The 17,080-nt window shown below is 65.9% G+C and carries 19 protein-coding genes; 5 read left to right on the forward strand and 14 right to left on the reverse strand.

The genetic code is table 11. The features are described 5' to 3' along the window. Positions 1–70: 70 nt before the first annotated feature. Together ahpF and KF707C_RS06255 are read left to right on the forward strand one after the other, a co-directional pair. Entirely contained in the window at positions 71–1,627 is a 1,557-nt protein-coding gene (ahpF, locus tag KF707C_RS06250) for an alkyl hydroperoxide reductase subunit F (protein WP_003453586.1), read from the forward strand. 107 nt (positions 1,628–1,734) lie between these two features. Beyond that, complete coding sequence (locus KF707C_RS06255; protein WP_003453583.1) at positions 1,735–2,274, forward strand: hypothetical protein; 540 nt, start codon at positions 1,735–1,737, stop codon at positions 2,272–2,274. Between the two features lie 45 nt (positions 2,275–2,319). On the opposite strand, the gene modA is transcribed toward KF707C_RS06255, so the two are convergent. The 7 genes from modA to KF707C_RS06290 form a co-directional block, all read right to left on the reverse strand. Beyond that, positions 2,320–3,075: a molybdate ABC transporter substrate-binding protein gene (modA, locus tag KF707C_RS06260; RefSeq protein WP_003453581.1), complete on the reverse strand. Its 756-nt coding sequence runs from the start codon at positions 3,073–3,075 to the stop codon at positions 2,320–2,322. 166 nt (positions 3,076–3,241) lie between these two features. Then, complete coding sequence (locus tag KF707C_RS06265; protein WP_003453580.1) at positions 3,242–3,895, reverse strand: HAD family hydrolase; 654 nt, start codon at positions 3,893–3,895, stop codon at positions 3,242–3,244. Next, positions 3,895–4,884 carry an ABC transporter ATP-binding protein gene (locus KF707C_RS06270; protein ID WP_003453573.1) on the reverse strand — a complete coding sequence of 330 codons (990 nt, stop codon included), beginning with the start codon at positions 4,882–4,884 and terminating at the stop codon, positions 3,895–3,897. The genes KF707C_RS06265 and KF707C_RS06270 overlap by 1 nt, the downstream gene beginning before the upstream one ends. Further along, entirely contained in the window at positions 4,881–5,678 is a 798-nt protein-coding gene (locus tag KF707C_RS06275; RefSeq protein ID WP_003453565.1) for an ABC transporter permease, read from the reverse strand. The genes KF707C_RS06270 and KF707C_RS06275 overlap by 4 nt, the downstream gene beginning before the upstream one ends. Next, positions 5,665–6,507, reverse strand: coding sequence for an ABC transporter permease (locus tag KF707C_RS06280; RefSeq protein ID WP_003453563.1), 843 nt, complete (start codon positions 6,505–6,507; stop codon positions 5,665–5,667). Before KF707C_RS06280 ends, KF707C_RS06275 begins: the two co-directional genes overlap by 14 nt. Beyond that, complete coding sequence (locus tag KF707C_RS06285; protein WP_036993320.1) at positions 6,504–7,310, reverse strand: alkaline phosphatase family protein; 807 nt, start codon at positions 7,308–7,310, stop codon at positions 6,504–6,506. The genes KF707C_RS06280 and KF707C_RS06285 overlap by 4 nt, the downstream gene beginning before the upstream one ends. 75 nt (positions 7,311–7,385) lie before the next feature. Continuing rightward, complete coding sequence (locus KF707C_RS06290) at positions 7,386–8,444, reverse strand: ABC transporter substrate-binding protein (RefSeq protein ID WP_003453559.1); 1,059 nt, start codon at positions 8,442–8,444, stop codon at positions 7,386–7,388. A gap of 301 nt (positions 8,445–8,745) precedes the next feature. Here KF707C_RS06290 and KF707C_RS06295 point away from each other — a divergent pair, with 301 nt between their 5' ends. Further along, complete coding sequence (locus KF707C_RS06295; RefSeq protein ID WP_003453558.1) at positions 8,746–9,462, forward strand: UTRA domain-containing protein; 717 nt, start codon at positions 8,746–8,748, stop codon at positions 9,460–9,462. A gap of 158 nt (positions 9,463–9,620) precedes the next feature. Here KF707C_RS06295 and lpcA read toward each other — a convergent pair whose 3' ends face one another. The 7 genes from lpcA to minC all read right to left on the reverse strand — a co-directional run bounded on the left by lpcA (position 9,621) and on the right by minC (position 14,798). Next, on the reverse strand, positions 9,621–10,208 hold the full coding sequence (lpcA, locus tag KF707C_RS06300) for a D-sedoheptulose 7-phosphate isomerase (protein ID WP_003453550.1): 588 nt from the start codon (positions 10,206–10,208) through the stop codon (positions 9,621–9,623). Between the two features lie 16 nt (positions 10,209–10,224). Next, entirely contained in the window at positions 10,225–11,514 is a 1,290-nt protein-coding gene (locus tag KF707C_RS06305; RefSeq protein ID WP_003453543.1) for a M18 family aminopeptidase, read from the reverse strand. Between the two features lie 94 nt (positions 11,515–11,608). Then, positions 11,609–12,184, reverse strand: a complete 576-nt coding sequence (locus tag KF707C_RS06310; protein WP_003453541.1) for a class I SAM-dependent methyltransferase — start codon at positions 12,182–12,184, stop codon at positions 11,609–11,611. A gap of 4 nt (positions 12,185–12,188) precedes the next feature. Further along, positions 12,189–12,824, reverse strand: a complete 636-nt coding sequence (locus KF707C_RS06315) for an RluA family pseudouridine synthase (protein ID WP_003453537.1) — start codon at positions 12,822–12,824, stop codon at positions 12,189–12,191. A 58-nt stretch (positions 12,825–12,882) separates the two neighbouring features. After that, the gene (gene minE / locus KF707C_RS06320; protein ID WP_003453534.1) at positions 12,883–13,137 is read right to left on the reverse strand and encodes a cell division topological specificity factor MinE; all 255 of its coding nucleotides are present in this window, start codon (positions 13,135–13,137) and stop codon (positions 12,883–12,885) included. Next, on the reverse strand, positions 13,134–13,949 hold the full coding sequence (minD, locus tag KF707C_RS06325) for a septum site-determining protein MinD (protein ID WP_003453532.1): 816 nt from the start codon (positions 13,947–13,949) through the stop codon (positions 13,134–13,136). Before minD ends, minE begins: the two co-directional genes overlap by 4 nt. 102 nt (positions 13,950–14,051) lie before the next feature. Continuing rightward, positions 14,052–14,798, reverse strand: coding sequence for a septum site-determining protein MinC (minC, locus tag KF707C_RS06330; protein WP_036993318.1), 747 nt, complete (start codon positions 14,796–14,798; stop codon positions 14,052–14,054). 120 nt (positions 14,799–14,918) lie between these two features. Between minC and KF707C_RS06335 the strand changes: the two genes are divergently transcribed. Together KF707C_RS06335 and KF707C_RS06340 are read left to right on the forward strand one after the other, a co-directional pair. Next, positions 14,919–15,839, forward strand: a complete 921-nt coding sequence (locus KF707C_RS06335; protein ID WP_003453527.1) for a lipid A biosynthesis lauroyl acyltransferase — start codon at positions 14,919–14,921, stop codon at positions 15,837–15,839. Between the two features lie 36 nt (positions 15,840–15,875). Beyond that, positions 15,876–17,078 carry a patatin-like phospholipase family protein gene (locus KF707C_RS06340; RefSeq protein WP_003453524.1) on the forward strand — a complete coding sequence of 401 codons (1,203 nt, stop codon included), beginning with the start codon at positions 15,876–15,878 and terminating at the stop codon, positions 17,076–17,078. Positions 17,079–17,080: the final 2 nt, after the last annotated feature.

A 17,080-nucleotide genomic window follows, 5' to 3' on the forward strand; every position in this document is an offset into this window, starting at 1 on the left:
TTAGCCCTGTCCGGGCGGTCGGCGACGACCGTCGAGGGATGGCTCATGCCCGCAACAAAGGAATTCGCACATGTTGGACGCCAATCTTAAAACCCAGTTGAAGGCCTACCTCGAAAAGGTCACCCAGCCGTTCGAGATCGTCGCGTCCCTCGATGACAGCGACAAATCCCGCGAGCTGCTGGGTCTTTTGCAAGACATCGTCGGCCTCACCGACAAGATCACCCTGAAGACCGATGGCGCGGACGCCCGCAGGCCATCGTTCTCGCTGAACCGTCCCGGCGCCGATATTTCCCTGCGCTTCGCCGGCATTCCCATGGGCCACGAGTTCACGTCCCTGGTCCTCGCCCTGCTGCAAGTGGGCGGGCATCCGTCCAAGCTCGCCCAGGAGGTGATCGACCAGATCAGAACCATCGAGGGCGAGTTCAACTTCGAAACCTACTTCTCGCTGTCCTGCCAGAACTGCCCCGACGTGGTGCAGGCGCTGAACCTGATGGCCGTGCTCAACCCGAACATCCGCCACGTCGCCATCGACGGCGCGCTGTTTCAGGACGAGGTCAACGAGCGTCAGATCATGTCGGTGCCGAGCCTCTACCTGAATGGCGAGCTGTTCGGCCAGGGCCGCATGGGCGTGGAGGAAATCCTCGCCAGGATCGACACCGGCGCCGCCGCCCGCGACGCCGAGAAGCTCAACGCCAAGGCCGCCTTCGACGTGCTGGTGATCGGCGGCGGCCCGGCCGGCGCCTCCGCCGCCATCTACGCCGCCCGCAAGGGCATCCGTACCGGCGTGGCCGCCGAGCGTTTCGGTGGCCAGGTGCTGGACACCCTGGCCATCGAGAACTTCATCTCCGTGCCGGAGACCGAAGGTCCCAAGCTGGCCCGTGCCCTCGAGGAGCATGTGAAGCACTACGAGGTGGACCTGATGAACCTGCAGCGCGCCAGCGCGCTGATTCCCGCCAAGGGCGAGGGCGAGCTGCACGAAGTGAAGTTCGAGAGCGGAGCCAGCCTCAAGGCCAGGACCCTGATCCTCTCCACCGGCGCCCGCTGGCGCGAGATGAATGTCTCGGGTGAGCAGGAATACCGGGGACGCGGCGTGGCCTACTGCCCGCACTGCGACGGCCCGCTGTTCAAGGGCAAGCGCGTGGCGGTCATCGGCGGCGGCAACTCCGGCGTCGAGGCGGCCATCGACCTGGCGGGCATCGTCGCCCAGGTCACCCTCATCGAGTTCGACGACAAGCTGCGCGCCGATGCCGTGCTGCAGAAGAAACTGGCCAGCCTGCCCAACGTGACCGTCATCAAGAGTGCGCTGACCACCGAGGTGAAAGGCGACGGGCAGAAGGTCAACGGCCTGGTCTACAAGGACCGCACCAATGACGAACTGCGGACCCTGGAGCTGGAAGGCATCTTCGTGCAGATCGGCCTGCTGCCCAACAGCGAATGGCTGAAAGGCGTGGTGGAGCTGTCGCCCCGTGGCGAGATCATCGTCGATGCCAAGGGCCAGACCAGCGTACCGGGCGTGTTCGCCGCCGGCGACGTGACCACAGTGCCCTACAAGCAGATCGTCATCGCCGTGGGCGAGGGGGCCAAGGCGTCGCTGAGCGCCTTCGATCACCTGATCCGGACAACCTGATTATTCGGCGTGGTGTGCTGAAGTGGCGGAGGGCCGGCAGGTCCTCCGCTTTTTTTATCGCTTCCCTGTATCCTTCGCCGCTTCGATTCCTCGCGACAGGGCAAGACGTGAAACCGCAACTCATCGAACTGATCACCGCCATCAGCTCCGGCTGCATGGCCGAGGACGAGATCCAGCGTGTCGCGGATGAGGCGGCCCAGGCCTATGCCGATCCCGACGCCTTCCTCGCCGCCAATCCGGATATCAACTACGACGACAGCTTCCCCATTCCCCTGGGCGAGTGGGTGGTGGTGGGCAGCCTGCCGGACACCGTGCTCTTCCAGGCCGACAGCTACGACCAGTTGTTCCAGCAGGTGGTGGATTCCTTCGGTCCCGGCGTGAGTTTCGTGCTCAAGCCCAAGCAGTTGGCCAAGGTCGAGCCCTTGAAGGCCCTCAATCGCATCCAGGTGCAGATGGGCAGCCTCTATCCCGAGAAGGGCGGTTACGTGCTGGTGGACTTCAGCGAGCCGCTGGATGACGAGCTACAGTGCGTGTTGGTCTACAAGCAGGACCTGGAACGGGTCATGGCGCTTGCGGTGGAAGTGGGGATCTACGCAGCGCCCGCCTATGAGGCCCTCAAGGCCGCCCTGGAGAAGGGTGACGACTGAGTCGCCGGGGTGGCTGGCGAGGGCGCCATCCACCCGACAGCTGCCTTACAGCTCGTAGCCGAAAGACTTGATCACCTGCGCCGCCTTCGGACCTTTCAGGTAGTCCACCAGCGCCTGGGCGGCGGGGTTGGCTGCGCCTTTCTTCAGGATCAGCGCATCCTGCCTGATCGGGTCATGCAGGTCGGCTGGCACTATCCAGGCCGAGCCGCTGGTGACCTTGCCGTCCTTGTACACCTGGGAAAGCGCCACGAAGCCCAGTTCCGCATTGCCGCTGGAAACGAACTGCAGGGCCTGGGTGATGTTCTGGCCTTCCACCAGCCTGGGCTTGACCGAGGCGGTCAGGCCGAGCTTCTCCAGCACCTGGGTGGCTGCCTGGCCATAAGGCGCGGTCTTCGGGTTGGCGATGGACAGGTGCCTGTACTGGCCGGTCTTCAGCACCTCGCCCTGGTCATCCACATAACCGTCCTGGGCGGACCAGAGCACCAGGGTGCCGATGGCATAGGTGAAGCGCGATCCGGGTACACCATCCCCTTCCTTTTCCAGCTTGGCCGGGGTGCTGTCGTCAGCCGACAGGAAGACCTCGAACGGCGCGCCGTTCTTGATCTGGGTGTAGAACTGGCCGGTGGCGCCGTAGGCGGCGATCAGCCGGTGGCCGGTGTCCTTCTCGAAGTCCTTGGCGATCGCCTGGATCGGCGCGGTGAAGTTGGCGGCGACCGCCACCTGGACGTCGGCGGCCGAGGCGCTGCCCAGGGTGAGGACGGCGAAGAGGGCTGCGGCGAGGCGGCTGGCGGGGTGGCTCATGGTAGCTCCTGGCGGGATGTTGTCGTGGCTGGAAGTCGCTATGTATAAAAATATATAGCGAGTGGCGGCGCATTATCTTTATGGTCTGACTTTAAAGTCAATTTTTCCCTGATGCGCTATGACCCTATCCGCCCGCCGGGGAGCTGTTTGCGGCGCGCCCGGCGGCTCAGCGCCAGTCGAGGATCGGCCAGCCCGCCTGTTCGGCATGGGCGCGCAGGGTCGGGTCGGGGTTGACCGTGTGGGGCTTGTCCACCCGGCTCAGCAGCGGCAGGTCGTTGCGCGAGTCGGAGTAGAAGTAGGCCCCTTCCAGACTTTCTCCTTCCTGCTCCAGCCAGGCGTGCAGGCGGGTCACCTTGCCCTCGCGGTAGGTGAGCACGCCCCGGGTCCTGCCGCTGTAGTGGCCGTGCTGCTCGTCGAGGTCGATGGCCAGCACCTCCTCGACGCCCAGGCGCTCGGCGATGGCGCTGACCAGGAAGTGCGCCGAGGCCGAGATGATCAGCAGGCGGTCGCCGGCGCCCCGATGCCTGGCCAGGCAGCGCATGGCGTCGGAGTGGATCAGCGGTTCGATCACCTCCTCCACGAAGGGCTCCACCACGAACGCCACTTCTTCCGCCGTGCGCCCCACCAGCGGCGACAGGCTGAAGGCCATGTAGTCCTCCATGGCCAGCTTGCCTTCGGCGTAGAGCGCCATGAGCTGCCGGTCCTTGCGAATGAAGGATTCGCCGTCGACCCAGCCCAGTTCGGCCATGTGGGCACTCCAGAGGCTGGCGCAGTCGCCGTCGATCAGGGTGTCGTCAAGGTCGAAGATTGCCAGGGCCATCAGGCCACCTCCCGAATGGCGTGTTCGTCGATGCGCAGGCCGATGCGCTGGCCCTTGCGATGCAGGTCTTCCGCGGAGCGGTTGAGCACGTCCACCACCAGTTCTACGCCCCGGGCTTCCACGCGGTAGCGCACCACGTTGCCCAGCAGGCTGTGGCTGCGGACTTCCGCCTCGATGCCGCCCTCCTGGCTGAGGCCGATGGCCTCGGGACGAATGGCGATGCGTCCCTGCACCGGCCGCTGCAGCAGGCGGCTGGCGGCGTCGGCGTCCAGCAGGTTGTAGCTGCCGATGAAGCCGGCGGCGAAGGCGTCCACGGGCGCGGTGTAGAGGGTTTCCGCGTCGCCGCTCTGGACGATGCGGCCGGCGTTCATCAGGAAGATGCGATCCGACAGGGTCAGGGCTTCTTCCTGGTCGTGGGTGACGAAAATGGTGGTCAGCCCCAGTTCCTGCTGGATGGCGCGTATCTGTTCCCGCAGGTGCTTGCGGATGCGCGCGTCCAGGGCCGAGAGGGGTTCGTCCAGCAACAGCAGGCGCGGGCGGGTCACCAGGGAGCGGGCCAGGGCCACGCGCTGGCACTGGCCGCCGGAGAGCTGGTGCGGGTAACGGCCGGCGAAGTCCGTCAGCTCCACCAGGGCCAGGACTTCGTCCACCCGGCGCTTGCTGTCGGTGGCCTCCACCTTCTGCATGCGCAGGCCGAAGGCGACGTTCTGTTGCACCGTCATGTTGGGGAAGAGCGCGTAACTCTGAAACACCATGCCGATGCCGCGCTTCTGCGGCGACAGGGGCACCAGGTCCTGGCCGTCCAGCAGGATCTGCCCGCCGTTCACCTCCGTGAGTCCGGCGATGCAACGCAGCAGCGTGGACTTGCCGCAGCCGGAGGGGCCCAGCAGGGTGACGAACTCGCCCTTGCCGATCTCGCAGTCGATGTCGCTGAAGATGGCGGTCTGGCCGTAGCGCTTGTGCAGGCCGCGAATGGAAAGAAAGCTCATGCCTTGTCCTTGTTCAGACGGTTGGCTGCCCAGGTGAACAGCAGCACGAAGAAGAAGTAGGAGATCACCAGGGCGCTGTTGAAGTGGCCGCTGCTGTTGCGCATGTTGTTCAGGTAGACCTGCAGGGTTTCGTAGCGGGTGCCCACCAGCAGGTTGGCGAAGACGAACTCGCCGAACAGGAAGGAGAACGACAGGAACAGCGACACCATCAGGCCCTTGCGCAGGTTCGGCAACACCACCAGGAAGGCCGCTTTCCAGGTGCTGGCGCCGAGCAGGTGGGCGGCGTCCATCAGGTCCCGCAGGTTGATCGCCTGGAGATTGTTGGTGATGGCCCGGTACATGAAGGGCAGAGCCACGGTGAAGTAGCAGCCGATCAGGATCCAGGGCGTACCCACCATGGCCAGGGGACCGGAGCCATAGACCTGCAGGAGCCCCACCGAGGACACCACGGGCGGCACCGCGAAGGGCAGCAGGATCAGCACGTTCATCACCCCGTCCAGTTTCGGGAAGTGATAGTGCACCACGAACAGCAGCGGCAGGATCAGCACCACCGACAGCACCAGGGCGCCGAAGCAGACCAGCAGCGACTGGCCGAAGGCGGTGAGGAAGCGGCTGTCGCTCCAGAGTTGCAGGTACCACCTGAAGGTCAGGCCGTCCGGCAGGACGGTGGCCGACCAACTGGTGGACAGGGAGTAGAGCAGGGTGCCCGCCAGGGGCAGCAGCAGGATCAGGAACAGCAGCCAGACCACCACCCGATGGTAGAGGCCGCCATTGCGGGATTCAGCGCGCGACATGGTAGCTCCTCTTCAGCAGCCACTGGTGCACCAGGGTAATCACCACCATCAGCCCCACCAGCACCATGGACAGGGCGCTGGCCAGGTTCGGGTCGAGGGAGATGTCCCCCGCCACCATGGCGGCGATGCGGATGGTCAGCACGTTGAAGTTGCCCGTGGTCAGGGCGTAGACCGTGGCATAGGCGCCCAGTGCGTTGGCAAGCAGGATGACGAAGGTGCCCAGCAGCGCCGGCGTCAGCACCGGCAGGCCGATGTGCCGCCAGAACTGCCAGGGACTGGCACCCAGCAGGGCGGCCGACTCGCGCCAGTCCTCGCGCAAGGCGTCGAAGGCGGGGTAGAGCAGCAGCACGCCCAGGGGAATCTGGAAGTAGGTGTAGAGCACGATCAGGCCGGTCTTGGAGTAGAGGTTGAAGTCCTCGATCACGCCGGCCTGCTTGAGCAGGATGGTGAGGGTGCCGTTGAAGCCCAGCAGGATGATGAAGGCGAACGCCAGGGGCACTCCGGCGAAGTTGCTGGTCATGTTGGAGAAGGCCATGACGAAGTCCCGCAGCTTCGAGTCCACCTGGCGCAGGGAGTAGGCACCGATCACCGCGATGACGATGCCGATCAGGCTCGACCAGAAGGCGATCTGCAGGCTGTGCTTGATGGCCTGGAGGTAGAACCGCGAGCTGAACACCTTGCTGAAGTTGCCCAGGCCCCAGCCATCGGGTGTGTTCAGGCTGTTGAGGGCGACCCAGGCCAGCGGCGCGATCTGGAACAGGATGAAGAACAGGGCGAAGGGCAGGAGGCAGAGCAGCGCCAGCCACCGGCCCCGGTGGGATGCATTCACGTCAGCAGCTCCCGGCAGAAGGGCTTGTCATGGGGAACGCCCAGCAGTTCGCAGACGGTACCGCAGAGATCGGTCTGCCGTGGCTGCGCGCTGGCGTCCAGGCTGAAGGCGTTGCCGACCACGAACAGCGGCACTTCCCGCTCCTCCGACAGCAGGCCGTTGTGGGAGCGGTCGTTGTTCATGCCGTGGTCGGCAGTCACCAGCACCTGATAGCCGGCATCGATCCAGCCCTGGAGGCAGTCGGCGAGGATCACGTCGGCCCGGCGGGCGGCGTTGCGGTATTGCGGGCTGTCGAGGCCGTACTGGTGGCCGGCGTCGTCGATGTTCATCGGATGCACCAGGAGGAAGTCCGGGGCGTGGCGCACCAGCAGGCTCTGGGCATCGGCGAACAGGTGCGAGTCCGGGTAGTGGTCGGCGTAGTAGAAATGGCCGTGCTGGATCGGCAGCGCCGGATCATCGGTGTGCCGGTCGCGGGTCGCGTCGAAGGGCGAGCGGTTGTACAGCTCGCTGACCCAGTGATAGGCCGCCGCTGCCGTGGTACGACCGTCTTCGCGGGCGTAGTGGAAGATGCTGCGTTCCTTCGAGAGGCGCGTCACGTCGTTGTGGACGATGCCGCTTTCGATGGGCGGGACACCCGTGAGTACGCACTCGTAGAGCGGCCGGGACAGCGCCGGCAGCTCGCACTGGAGCTTGTACAGCGCCGCCCGACCGGCGCCGCACCAGGCCTGGAGGTGGCCCAGCGCGTGCCGGGCCACCTCGAAGTTCAGGCCATCCAGAAGGACCAGGATGACTTTGCGTTTCATCATGCACTCCGTAAAAGCCGTTCGAACTCCGGGCCGGCGCGGCATGCGCACACGCGGCCGGGGATCGTGAGGCCCTTACTCCATCTCGATGATCACGTGTTCCTGCCACAGCTGCGGCAGCGCCTTGGAGGTCGCTTCCCAGGCCTTGGCGTCCTTGATCGGCTGCACCTTGGCGTACTGCTCGTTGGGCAGCAGCTTGGCCTGGACGTCCGCAGGCAGGGTCAGGTGCTCGGCGCGGATCGGCCGGGCGTTGCCCTTGGCCAGGTTGATCTGGCCGGCATCGCTGAGGATGTACTCGCGGGCCAGCTTGGCGGCGTTGGGGTGTTTGGCGTACTTGTTGATGATGGTGGTGTAGCCGGAGATCACCGAGCCGTCGGAGGGGATCAGCACGTCGAAGCGGCTGGGGTCGATCTGGTCGCGGTAGGAGAGGCCGTTGAAGTCCCAGACGATGCCCACTTCCACCTCGCCCTTCTCCAGGGTCTGGATGGTGGGGTTGGAGAGTGACAGGCGGCCCTGCTTGGCGATCTCGGCGAAGAAGTCGAGGCCCGGCTGGATGTTCTTCTCGTCGCCGCCGTTGGCGATGGCGGCCGCCAGCACGCCGTTCACGGCCTGGGCGGCGGCGCTGACGTCACCGATGGCGACCTTGTACTTGCCCTGCTTGAGGTCCGCCCAGGATTTCGGCGACTCCTTCACCAGTTGCTTGTTGACGATGAAGGCGATGGAGCCGGTATAGGCCAGCATCCAGTGGCCGTCGGCGTCCTTGGCCCAGTCAGGGATCTGCGCCCAGGTGCTGGGCTTGTAGGCTTGGGTGACACCCTGCTGCACCGCGATGGGACCGAAGGCCGCACCCACGTCGCCGATGTCGGCGGTGGCGTTGTCCTTCTCGGCGGCGAACTTGGCGATCTCCTGGGCCGAGCTCATGTCGGTGTCCATGTGCTTCAGGCCGTAGAGCCTGTTCAGGTCCGCCCAGGTGTCCTTCCAGTTCGCCCAGCTGTCGGGCATGCCCACGCTGTTCACCTCGCCTTCCTGGCGGGCGGCTTGTTCGAGACTCTTCATATCTGCGTCGCTTGCCATGGCCTGGGTTCCCAGGGCAATGGCCGATCCCATCAGTGAAGCCAGCAACAGGCGTTTCATGTGAAGCTCCTTAGCAGGTTTTGAGGTTGGTCTAGATCAGCAAGACCCAGGCCAAATCTAAAAGCTCTGAATGACGGTTTGATTGCAGGGGCGCCGCTGGATGCGGCGGCGGCGAACGCCTGAAAAGCGTAGACCATGGGCCGGCGGCTGATTCCATGGCCTGTCGTGCCGGGCAATGGCATGCCGCATGCAGCGTGGTCTGGCTGTCACGCCAGGGTCATCTAGGCTGCCTAGGATGGCCGTTGTCCACGACCTCGACGCACCCTGGTGGTGCTGGTCTATTCCAGATTGGAGTCTTTCGATGCGCGATGAGGCGCCCCGTACCCTGACCGCGATCTGCAGCGCCCTGCAGGAGCAGATCGAGCATGGCCTGCTGCCCCACGGCGGCAAGCTGCCCGCCGAGCGCAAGCTGAGCGAGTTGTTCAACACGACGCGGATAACCCTGCGCGAGGCCCTGGGGCAGCTGGAGGCCCAGGGGCTGATCTACCGCGAGGAGCGGCGTGGCTGGTTCGTTTCCCCGCCACGTCTGGCCTACAACCCCCTGGTACGCAGCCACTTCCATGCCATGGTGGCCGGCCAGGGCCGAACCCCCGCCACCGAAGTGCTGGGCGCGCGGCTGATTCCCGCCAGCGTGGAGATCTGCGAGTTGCTGGAGCTGCCGGCCCTGTCCAGCGTCTACCAGATCCGCCGTGCACGCCGTATCGATGGCCGGTTGGTGCTCTATGTGGAGCACTACCTGAACCCGGCCTATTTTCCCGGGATCATCGACGAGGACCTCACCCAGTCCCTGACCGAGCTCTACGACAGCCGTTATGGCATCCGCTACGGCCGGGTGCGCTTCGACATGGTGCCCACCGCGCTGCACCCGGAGGCCGCGGCACCGCTGAAGGTTTCAGCCGGCAGCCCGGCGCTGAAGATCACCCGGATCAACCGTGACCAGCACGGCCGGCTGATCGACTGCGACCTGGAGTTCTGGCGGCACGATGCGATCCACGTCAGCGTGGAGGTGCCGGAGTGATGGGCGACTATCGCGAATGAATGAGTCGTAGGCCGGATGGAATCCGGGTGCGGCGCTGGGAACGTCCCCGGATTCCATAAGGGCTACCAGGAGGCGTCCTGCCGGGATGGTTTCATTCGTTCAGAGGAGTTCGCCCCCAGCGATGGGGGCGCAGGCGATCAGGCGTAGTTCTCGGGCGCCAGCTTGCGTTCGATCAGCTCGATCAGGATATGCAGCACCTTGATGTGCAACTCCTGGACGCGATCGGCGTAGTCGCCGCCAGGGGCGCAGATGCACACGTCGGCGAGTTCCTCCAGCACCGAGCCCGGCTTGCCGGTCAGTGCCACCACCTTCACGCCCAGGGCGCGGGCGGCTTCGGCGGCCTTGATGACGTTGGGGCTCTTGCCGCTGGTGCTGATGGCGATCAGCACGTCGCCCGCACGGCCGTGGGATTCGATGTAGCGGGAGAAGATGTAGTCGTAGCCGAAGTCATTGGCGACGCAGCTGATATGGCTGGCGTCGCTGATGGACACGGCGGCGATGCCGGGGCGGTTCCTGCGGTAGCGGCCGGTCAGTTCCTCGGCGAAGTGCATGGCGTCGCACATGGAGCCGCCGTTACCGCAGGAAAAGGCCTTGCCCTGCTGCTCGAAGCTCTGCACCAGAAGGTCCGCCGCCCGCTCGATGCCCTTCAGCGCCTGTTCATTGGCGATGAAGTTGTCGAGCGCGGTACGGGCTTCCTCCAGGCTGTTGCGGATGTGGTCGAGCATGGGGCGCTCCTCGTGATCAGGGCAGGTCGTGGCTGGAGTAGAAGGCGGTCAGCACCTTCACCAGGTGGGCCAGGTCATGGCTCCCGGCCAGCTCGCGGATGGAGTGCATGGCAAAGGTGGGCAGGCCGATGTCCACGGTGCGCACCCCCAGCTGGCTGGCGGTGATGGGCCCGATGGTGGAGCCGCAACCCATGTCGCTCCGGGTGACGAAGCTCTGCACCGGGACTTCGTTTTCCAGGCAGAGGTGGCGGAAGAAGCCGGCGGTTTCGCTGTTGGTGGCGTAGCGCTGGTTGCTGTTGACCTTGATCACCGGGCCCGCATTGAGCTTCGGGCCATGGTTGCCGTCGTGCTTGTCGGCGTAGTTGGGGTGCACGCCGTGGGCGTTGTCGGCGGAAACCAGCAGCGAGCGCTGGATGATCCGGGCGAAGGCATCGCCATCGGGCAGCACGCGGCGCAGGATCTGCTCCAGCATCGGCCCATCGGCGCCGCAGGCGGAGCAGGAGCCGACTTCTTCATGGTCGTTGCACACCAGTACGCAGTTCTCGTCGGCTTCGGCACTGAGCAGGGCCTGCAGGCCGGCGTAGCAGGACAGCAGGTTGTCCAGGCGCGCGCCAGCGATGAAGTCACCGCCGAGACCCACCACGGCCGCGCTCTGGGTGTCGTAGAGGGACAGCTCGTAGTCCAGTACCGCGTCGGCGACGATGCCGTGCTCCAGGGTCAGTTGTTCGGCCAGCAGGTCGCGGAAATCACGCACCTCGCCAGCGGCCAGTTGCGCCAGGATCGGCGGCAGCTCGGTCTGGGCATTGATCGCCCAGCCCTGGTTGGCTTCGCGGTTGAGGTGGATGGCGAGGTTGGGGATCACGGCGATGGGCGCCTGGAAGTCCACCAGCTGGCTCTCCACCATGCCCGCCGCGCGGTAGGTGACGCGGCCGGCAATGGACAGGTCGCGGTCGAACCAGGGGGCCAGCAGGGCGCCGCCATAGACTTCGACGCCCAGTTGCCAGAAGCCCTGCTTGTTCAGCTCGGGATTGGGCTTGACCCGCAGGCAGGGGCTGTCGGTGTGGGCACCGACGAGGCGCAGGCCGCCTTCGAGCACCGGGCGCTTGCCCAGCTTGATGGCGACGATGGAGGAGTCGTTGCGGGTGACGTAGTAACGGCCACCGCTCTCGATACGCCAGGCCTCGCGTTCGTCGAGGCGCACATAACCGGCAGCCTCCAGGCGCTTGGCCAGGCTGCGGGTGGCGTGGAAGGGGGTGGGCGAGGCCTTGAGGAAATCGATCAGGCCCTGGTTCAACTCTTCGCGCATGGGGGGACTCCGGACAGCAGTGCCGCGAGTTTATCCCATCGCTTGCGTGCAATAGGAGGTCGGCGGCCGTTGAATTTTTCCAAGGGGGTGATAGTCAGGGACGCTGGGCCACCACCGAGAACAGATGCCAGTGCTTGGTGCGTCCCCGTGCCGTGGTGCCCTGGCGGTCGATCACCTCGAAATGCAGCCATCGCCAGCCGGCGAACAGGCGTTCCAGTTCGTCCTGGCGGTGAATGGTCAGCTCGGGGCCGGCCCACGCATCGCGCTCGCCGAAGAAGTTGCCACAGAAGATGCCGCCACCCGCCAGGGCCTTGTCGATGCGTTGCCACAGCCGGGGGAAGTCATCCGGCGGGCAGAAGGGCAGGGCGAAGGCGCTGTTGATGATGTCGGCGCTGGGCAGTTCGCAGTCCTCGAAACGCGCGCAGCGGGTCTGGAGGCGCGGCACCTGATCGGGCTGGACCTGGCCGAGCAGGCGCTGGATGGCGAGGGGCTCGCGGTCGATGGCCAGGACGTCCCAGCCGCGGCGGAGCATCTCCAGGGTGTCGCGGCCGGCGCCGCAACCCAGGTCGATGCCTTGTCCGCCAGTCCTTCCGAGGGCGTCGAGGGCCATCAGCAGGGTGGGCCAGGCTGGGGCGCCTTCCGTGCGGTCGTAATAGAGGGTGTCGGTCATGGCCTCAGAAGGGCGCCGGGCACTCAAAGCGCAGGCGTTCGCCGGTCTGCGGGTGGGTGAGGCAGAGCAGGCTGGCGTGCAGGCACAGCCGCTCGTGGGCGGCCAGGGCTTCGGGATTGGCGTAGAGACGGTCCCCCAGCAACGGATGGCCGATGGACAGCATGTGTACCCGCAGCTGGTGCGAGCGGCCGGTGATCGGCGTCAGCTCGACCCGGCTGTAGTGGCCACAACGCTCCAGCACGCGCCAGAAGGTCAGGGCGTGGCGACCCTGCTCGAAGTCCACCACATGGCGCGGCTTGGTGGGCGGATCGTAGCGCAGGGGCAGTTCGATGCGGCCGCTGTCCAGTTCCGGCTCGCCCCAGCACAGGGCGGTGTAGGCCTTCTCGGTCTCGCGGTCGTGGAACTGCCGGGACAGCTCGCGGTGGCTGTCCGCATCGCGGGCGAGGACGATGAGGCCGGAGGTTTCCCAATCCAGGCGATGGACGATGCGCGCCTCCGGGTAGCCGTTCTCCTGCAGGCGGGTGATCAGGCAGTCCTTGTTGTCATCGGCCCGGCCCGGTACCGACAGCAGCAGGGTGGGTTTGTTGACCACCAGCAGGGCGTCGTCCCTGTGGATGAACTCGATCTGGGAAAGCGGCATTGGCGGGTCCGGAAACGACGATGGCGGCCTGGGCCGCCACCGTCTGACTAGCGTTCGATCAACGATCGGGCAGGGTGATGTTCAGCTCGAGGATGGAGCAGCTGCCCTGGTTCTCCAGCATCACCTGGACCTGCTCCTGGTCGATGTCGACGTATTTGCGAATCACGTCCACCAGATCCTTCTGCAGTGCCGGCAGGTAGTCCGGCTGGCTGCGTTGGCCACGTTCGTGGGCCACGATGATCTGAAGTCGTTCTTTAGCGATCGAAGCGCTGTTCTGCTTCTTCCGCTCGCGAAAGAAGTCGAAAATGTTCATTCACGGCCTCCGAACAGGCGTTGCAAGAGTCCTTTCTTCTGCACGTCAAGGAAGCGGTGGGGCAGTTCCTTGCCGAGCAGGCGGTCGACGGCATCGCTGTACGCCTGGCCGGCGTCGCTCTGGTCGTCGAGGATGACCGGAATGCCCTGGTTGGAGGCCTTGAGTACCGCCTGGGATTCCGGGATGACACCGAGCAGGTTGATGGCGAGGATTTCCTCGACGTCTTCGACGCCGAGCATTTCGCCCTTGGTGACGCGCTCGGGGTTGTAGCGAGTCAGGAGCAGGCGCTCCTTGATCGGATCTTCGCCCTTCTCGGCGCGACGGGACTTGCTGGCCAGCAGGCCGAGCATACGGTCGGAGTCGCGTACGGAAGAGACTTCCGGGTTGGTCACGACGATCGCCTCATCGGCGTAGTACATGGCCAGGTGGGCGCCCTTCTCGATACCGGCCGGCGAGTCGCAGACCACGTATTCGAAGTTCTGCGCCAGCTCCTCGAGGACCTTGCCGACGCCTTCGAGGGTGAGGGCGTCCTTGTCGCGAGTCTGGCTGGCGGCCAGGACGTAAAGGTTTTCAAGGCGCTTGTCCTTGATCAGGGCCTGGGTGAGGGAGGCTTCGCCGTTGATGACGTTGACGAAGTCATACACCACGCGGCGTTCGCAACCCATGATCAGGTCAAGGTTACGCAGGCCAACGTCGAAGTCGACGATGACGGTCTTGTGACCGCGCAGAGCGAGACCGGTACCGATGGCGGCGCTGGTGGTGGTTTTACCCACGCCACCCTTGCCGGACGTGACAACGAGGATCTTGGCCAAGGTGATTCACCCCAAATGGAAAAGTAGAACCGGGAAGTTTCGAGCTCTCTGAGCCGTCCTTCTTCCCTTTTTCAGGTCCCTGAAAATTCGCGGCAGTATCCGTTAAAGGCGGGTGATGTTCAACACGTCTCCCGACAGGCTGACCTGCACCTGATGACCCCAGAGCGGGTCGCGTCGCAGTTCTTCGGCAACCTTGTACTGACCGGCCACCGACAGCAGCTCCGCGGAGAGCTGGCGGCAGAAGATCCGCGCCTTGGTATCGCCCTTGATGCCTGCCAGGGCACGGCCGCGCATGGGACCGTACACATGGATGTTGCCGTCGGCGAGAAGTTCCGCTCCGGGGCTGACGGCCGCCAGGACCACGAGGTCGCCACCGGGCGCGTAGACCTGCTGGCCGCCCCGTACCGGCGTGGTCACTATCCGGGTGGGTTGCACCTCGGGCTTGGGCGGCTCGGCGGGTTTCTCGGGCTTCTTCCTCGCCCCGGGCTCGATCGGGTCGATGGCGCGCTCGCGGGCGCCCGAGGGCGGGAGCACCGGGATGTCCAGCGCGTCGGCTGCGGCCACATGGTCTTCGCGGCTGGCGCGGACGGCCAGGGTCCGCAGGCCGTGGCGGCGGCAGACCTCCAGCAGCGCCGGCAGGTCCAGGGGCGGCTCGTTCTCGGGCAGCTTGTCCAACGCCATGACCAGGGGGGTGTTCTGGAAGAAGTTGGGGGCCTGGGCGACTTTCTCGTCCAGTTGCCGGTCGAGGCGTTCCAGGTCGTTGTGGGCCAGTTCCATCACGGTGATGGCGAGCATGCTGCCCTTGAGCTGGAACACGGGTTCTTGGTCGAGAAGGTCGGGTTGGCTCATGGTCTGCCTGCAGTCGTGAATGGCGAGGACTTATAGCGAGATCGTCCGGCGCTCGCAAGCCGGAAGGGCCCGGCGCAATTGGAGTAGAATGCGCGGTTTTCTCGCTCAGCGGATTCAGCAATGGATAGACCTCGATTTCGCCCGCAGTTCCTCCACCCGCGCTACTGGGCGCTGTGGCTGGGGCTCGGCCTGCTCTGGCTGGTGACCTTGCTGCCCTATCGGGTGCAGTTGGGCCTGGGGCGCCTGCTGGGGGCCCTGATGCTGAGGGTGGCCGGTTCCCGGCGCGGGATCGCGCGGCGCAATCTGGAGCTGTGCTTCCCGGAGCTGTCCTCCTCCGAGCGTGCGCGACTGCTGAAGGAGAACTTCGCTTCCACCGGCATCGCCTTCTTCGAGATGGCCATGAGCTGGTGGTGGCCACGGGAGCGCCTGGCGCGACTGTCGCACATCGAGGGCCTGGAGCATCTGCAGAAGGCCCAGGCGGACGGGCGGGGGGTGATCCTCATGGCCCTGCACTTCACCAACCTGGAGATCGGTGCCGCGCTGCTGGGGCAGGTGCACACCATCGACGGGATGTACCGCGAGCACAAGAACGCCCTGTTCGACTTCATCCAGCGCCGGGGGCGTGAGCGCCACAATCTCGATGCCACCGCCATCGAGCGTGAGGACGTGCGCGCCATGCTCAAGGTGCTGCGGGCGGGCCGCGCCATCTGGTACGCGCCGGACCAGGACTATGGCCGCAAGCAGAGCATTTTCGTGCCGCTGTTCGGCATCGAGGCGGCCACCGTCACCGCCACCACCAAGTTCGCCCGCCTGGGGCGCGCCATCGTCCTGCCCTTCACCCAGCGCCGCCTGGAGGATGGGTCCGGCTACCGCCTGGTGATCCATCCGCCCCTGGAGGATTTCCCGGGCGAGTCGGAGGAAGCCGATTGCCTGCGTATCAACCAGTGGGTGGAGGCGGCGATCCGTGAGTGTCCCGAGCAGTACCTCTGGGCCCATCGTCGCTTCAAGACCCGCCCCGAAGGCGCGCCCAGGCTCTACTGAAACCTATACTCGGATGATCTACCCGGAGAGCCGATCATGGATGCCAGCGCCGCTCACTCGAAGCCCGTGACCGGGCTGATCCTGTCCGGTGGCGGCTCCCGGGCGGCCTACCAGGTGGGGGTGCTCGGCGCCATCGCCGACCTGTTGCCGGATGCCGCCCGAAACCCTTTTCCGGTGATAGTCGGGACCTCCGCCGGCGCGGTAAACGCCGTTGGGCTGGCTTGCGGGGCGATGCATTTCACCCAGGCGATCCACCGCCTCATCGGCGTCTGGCAGAACTTCCACTGCGGACGGGTCTATCGCAGCGACTGGCCCGGCGTGCTGCGCCAGAGCACCCGGTTCCTCGGTCACAGCCTGCTGGGGTTGGGCAAGGACATCCCGGTGGCGCTGCTGGACAACGCGCCCCTGCGCGACCTGCTCGCACGCGAACTGGACTTCTCCGGTATTTCCGCCGCCGTGCGCACCCGCCAGCTGCGGGCGGTGGCCGTCACCGCGTTCGGCTACGAAAGCGGCCAGGCGACGACCTTCTACCAGGGGCGCGCCACCATCGACCCCTGGTTCCGCCATCGCCGCGTGGGGGTGCCGACGCGCCTGGGGATCGAGCACCTGATGGCCAGCGCCGCCATCCCGCTGCTGTTCCCGGCGGTGCGCCTGGGGCGCGAGTACTTCGGTGACGGCGCGGTGCGCCAGACGGCGCCCATCAGCCCGGCGCTGCACCTGGGGGCCAGTCGCGTGCTGGTGGTCGGGGTGAGCGGCAACCCGGTGGGGCCGGATGTCCGGCTGGAGGCGCCGCAGCCGCCGGCCGGACGGCCGCCGACCCTGGCGCAGATCGGTGGGCACCTGCTCAACAGCACCTTCATCGACAACCTCGAAAGCGACATCGAGCTGCTGGAGCGTATCAACCACATGAGCCGGGCCATCGAGCCGGATGCGCGGCCCCGCAACCTCAGCTCCGAGCAGGTGGACGTGCTGGTCATCTCCCCCAGCCGGCCCCTGGACGAGATCGCCGCCCGCCACCGACGGGAGATGCCCCGGGCGATCCGCACCTTCCTGCGCGGGCCGGGCGCGACCCGGGCGAGCGGGGCCGGCGTGCTCAGCTACCTCCTGTTCGAGCCGGGCTATTGCAACGAGCTGATCGAACTGGGCTACCAGGACGCGATGGCCAAGCGCGGCGACCTGCAGCGCTTCCTCGGCCTCGAGTCCGCCCCCGTGCGCCCGCAGACCATCCCCGCGATCTGACC

The sequence above is a fragment of the Pseudomonas furukawaii genome (genome assembly GCF_002355475.1).
GTDB classification, from domain to species: domain Bacteria; phylum Pseudomonadota; class Gammaproteobacteria; order Pseudomonadales; family Pseudomonadaceae; genus Metapseudomonas; species Metapseudomonas furukawaii.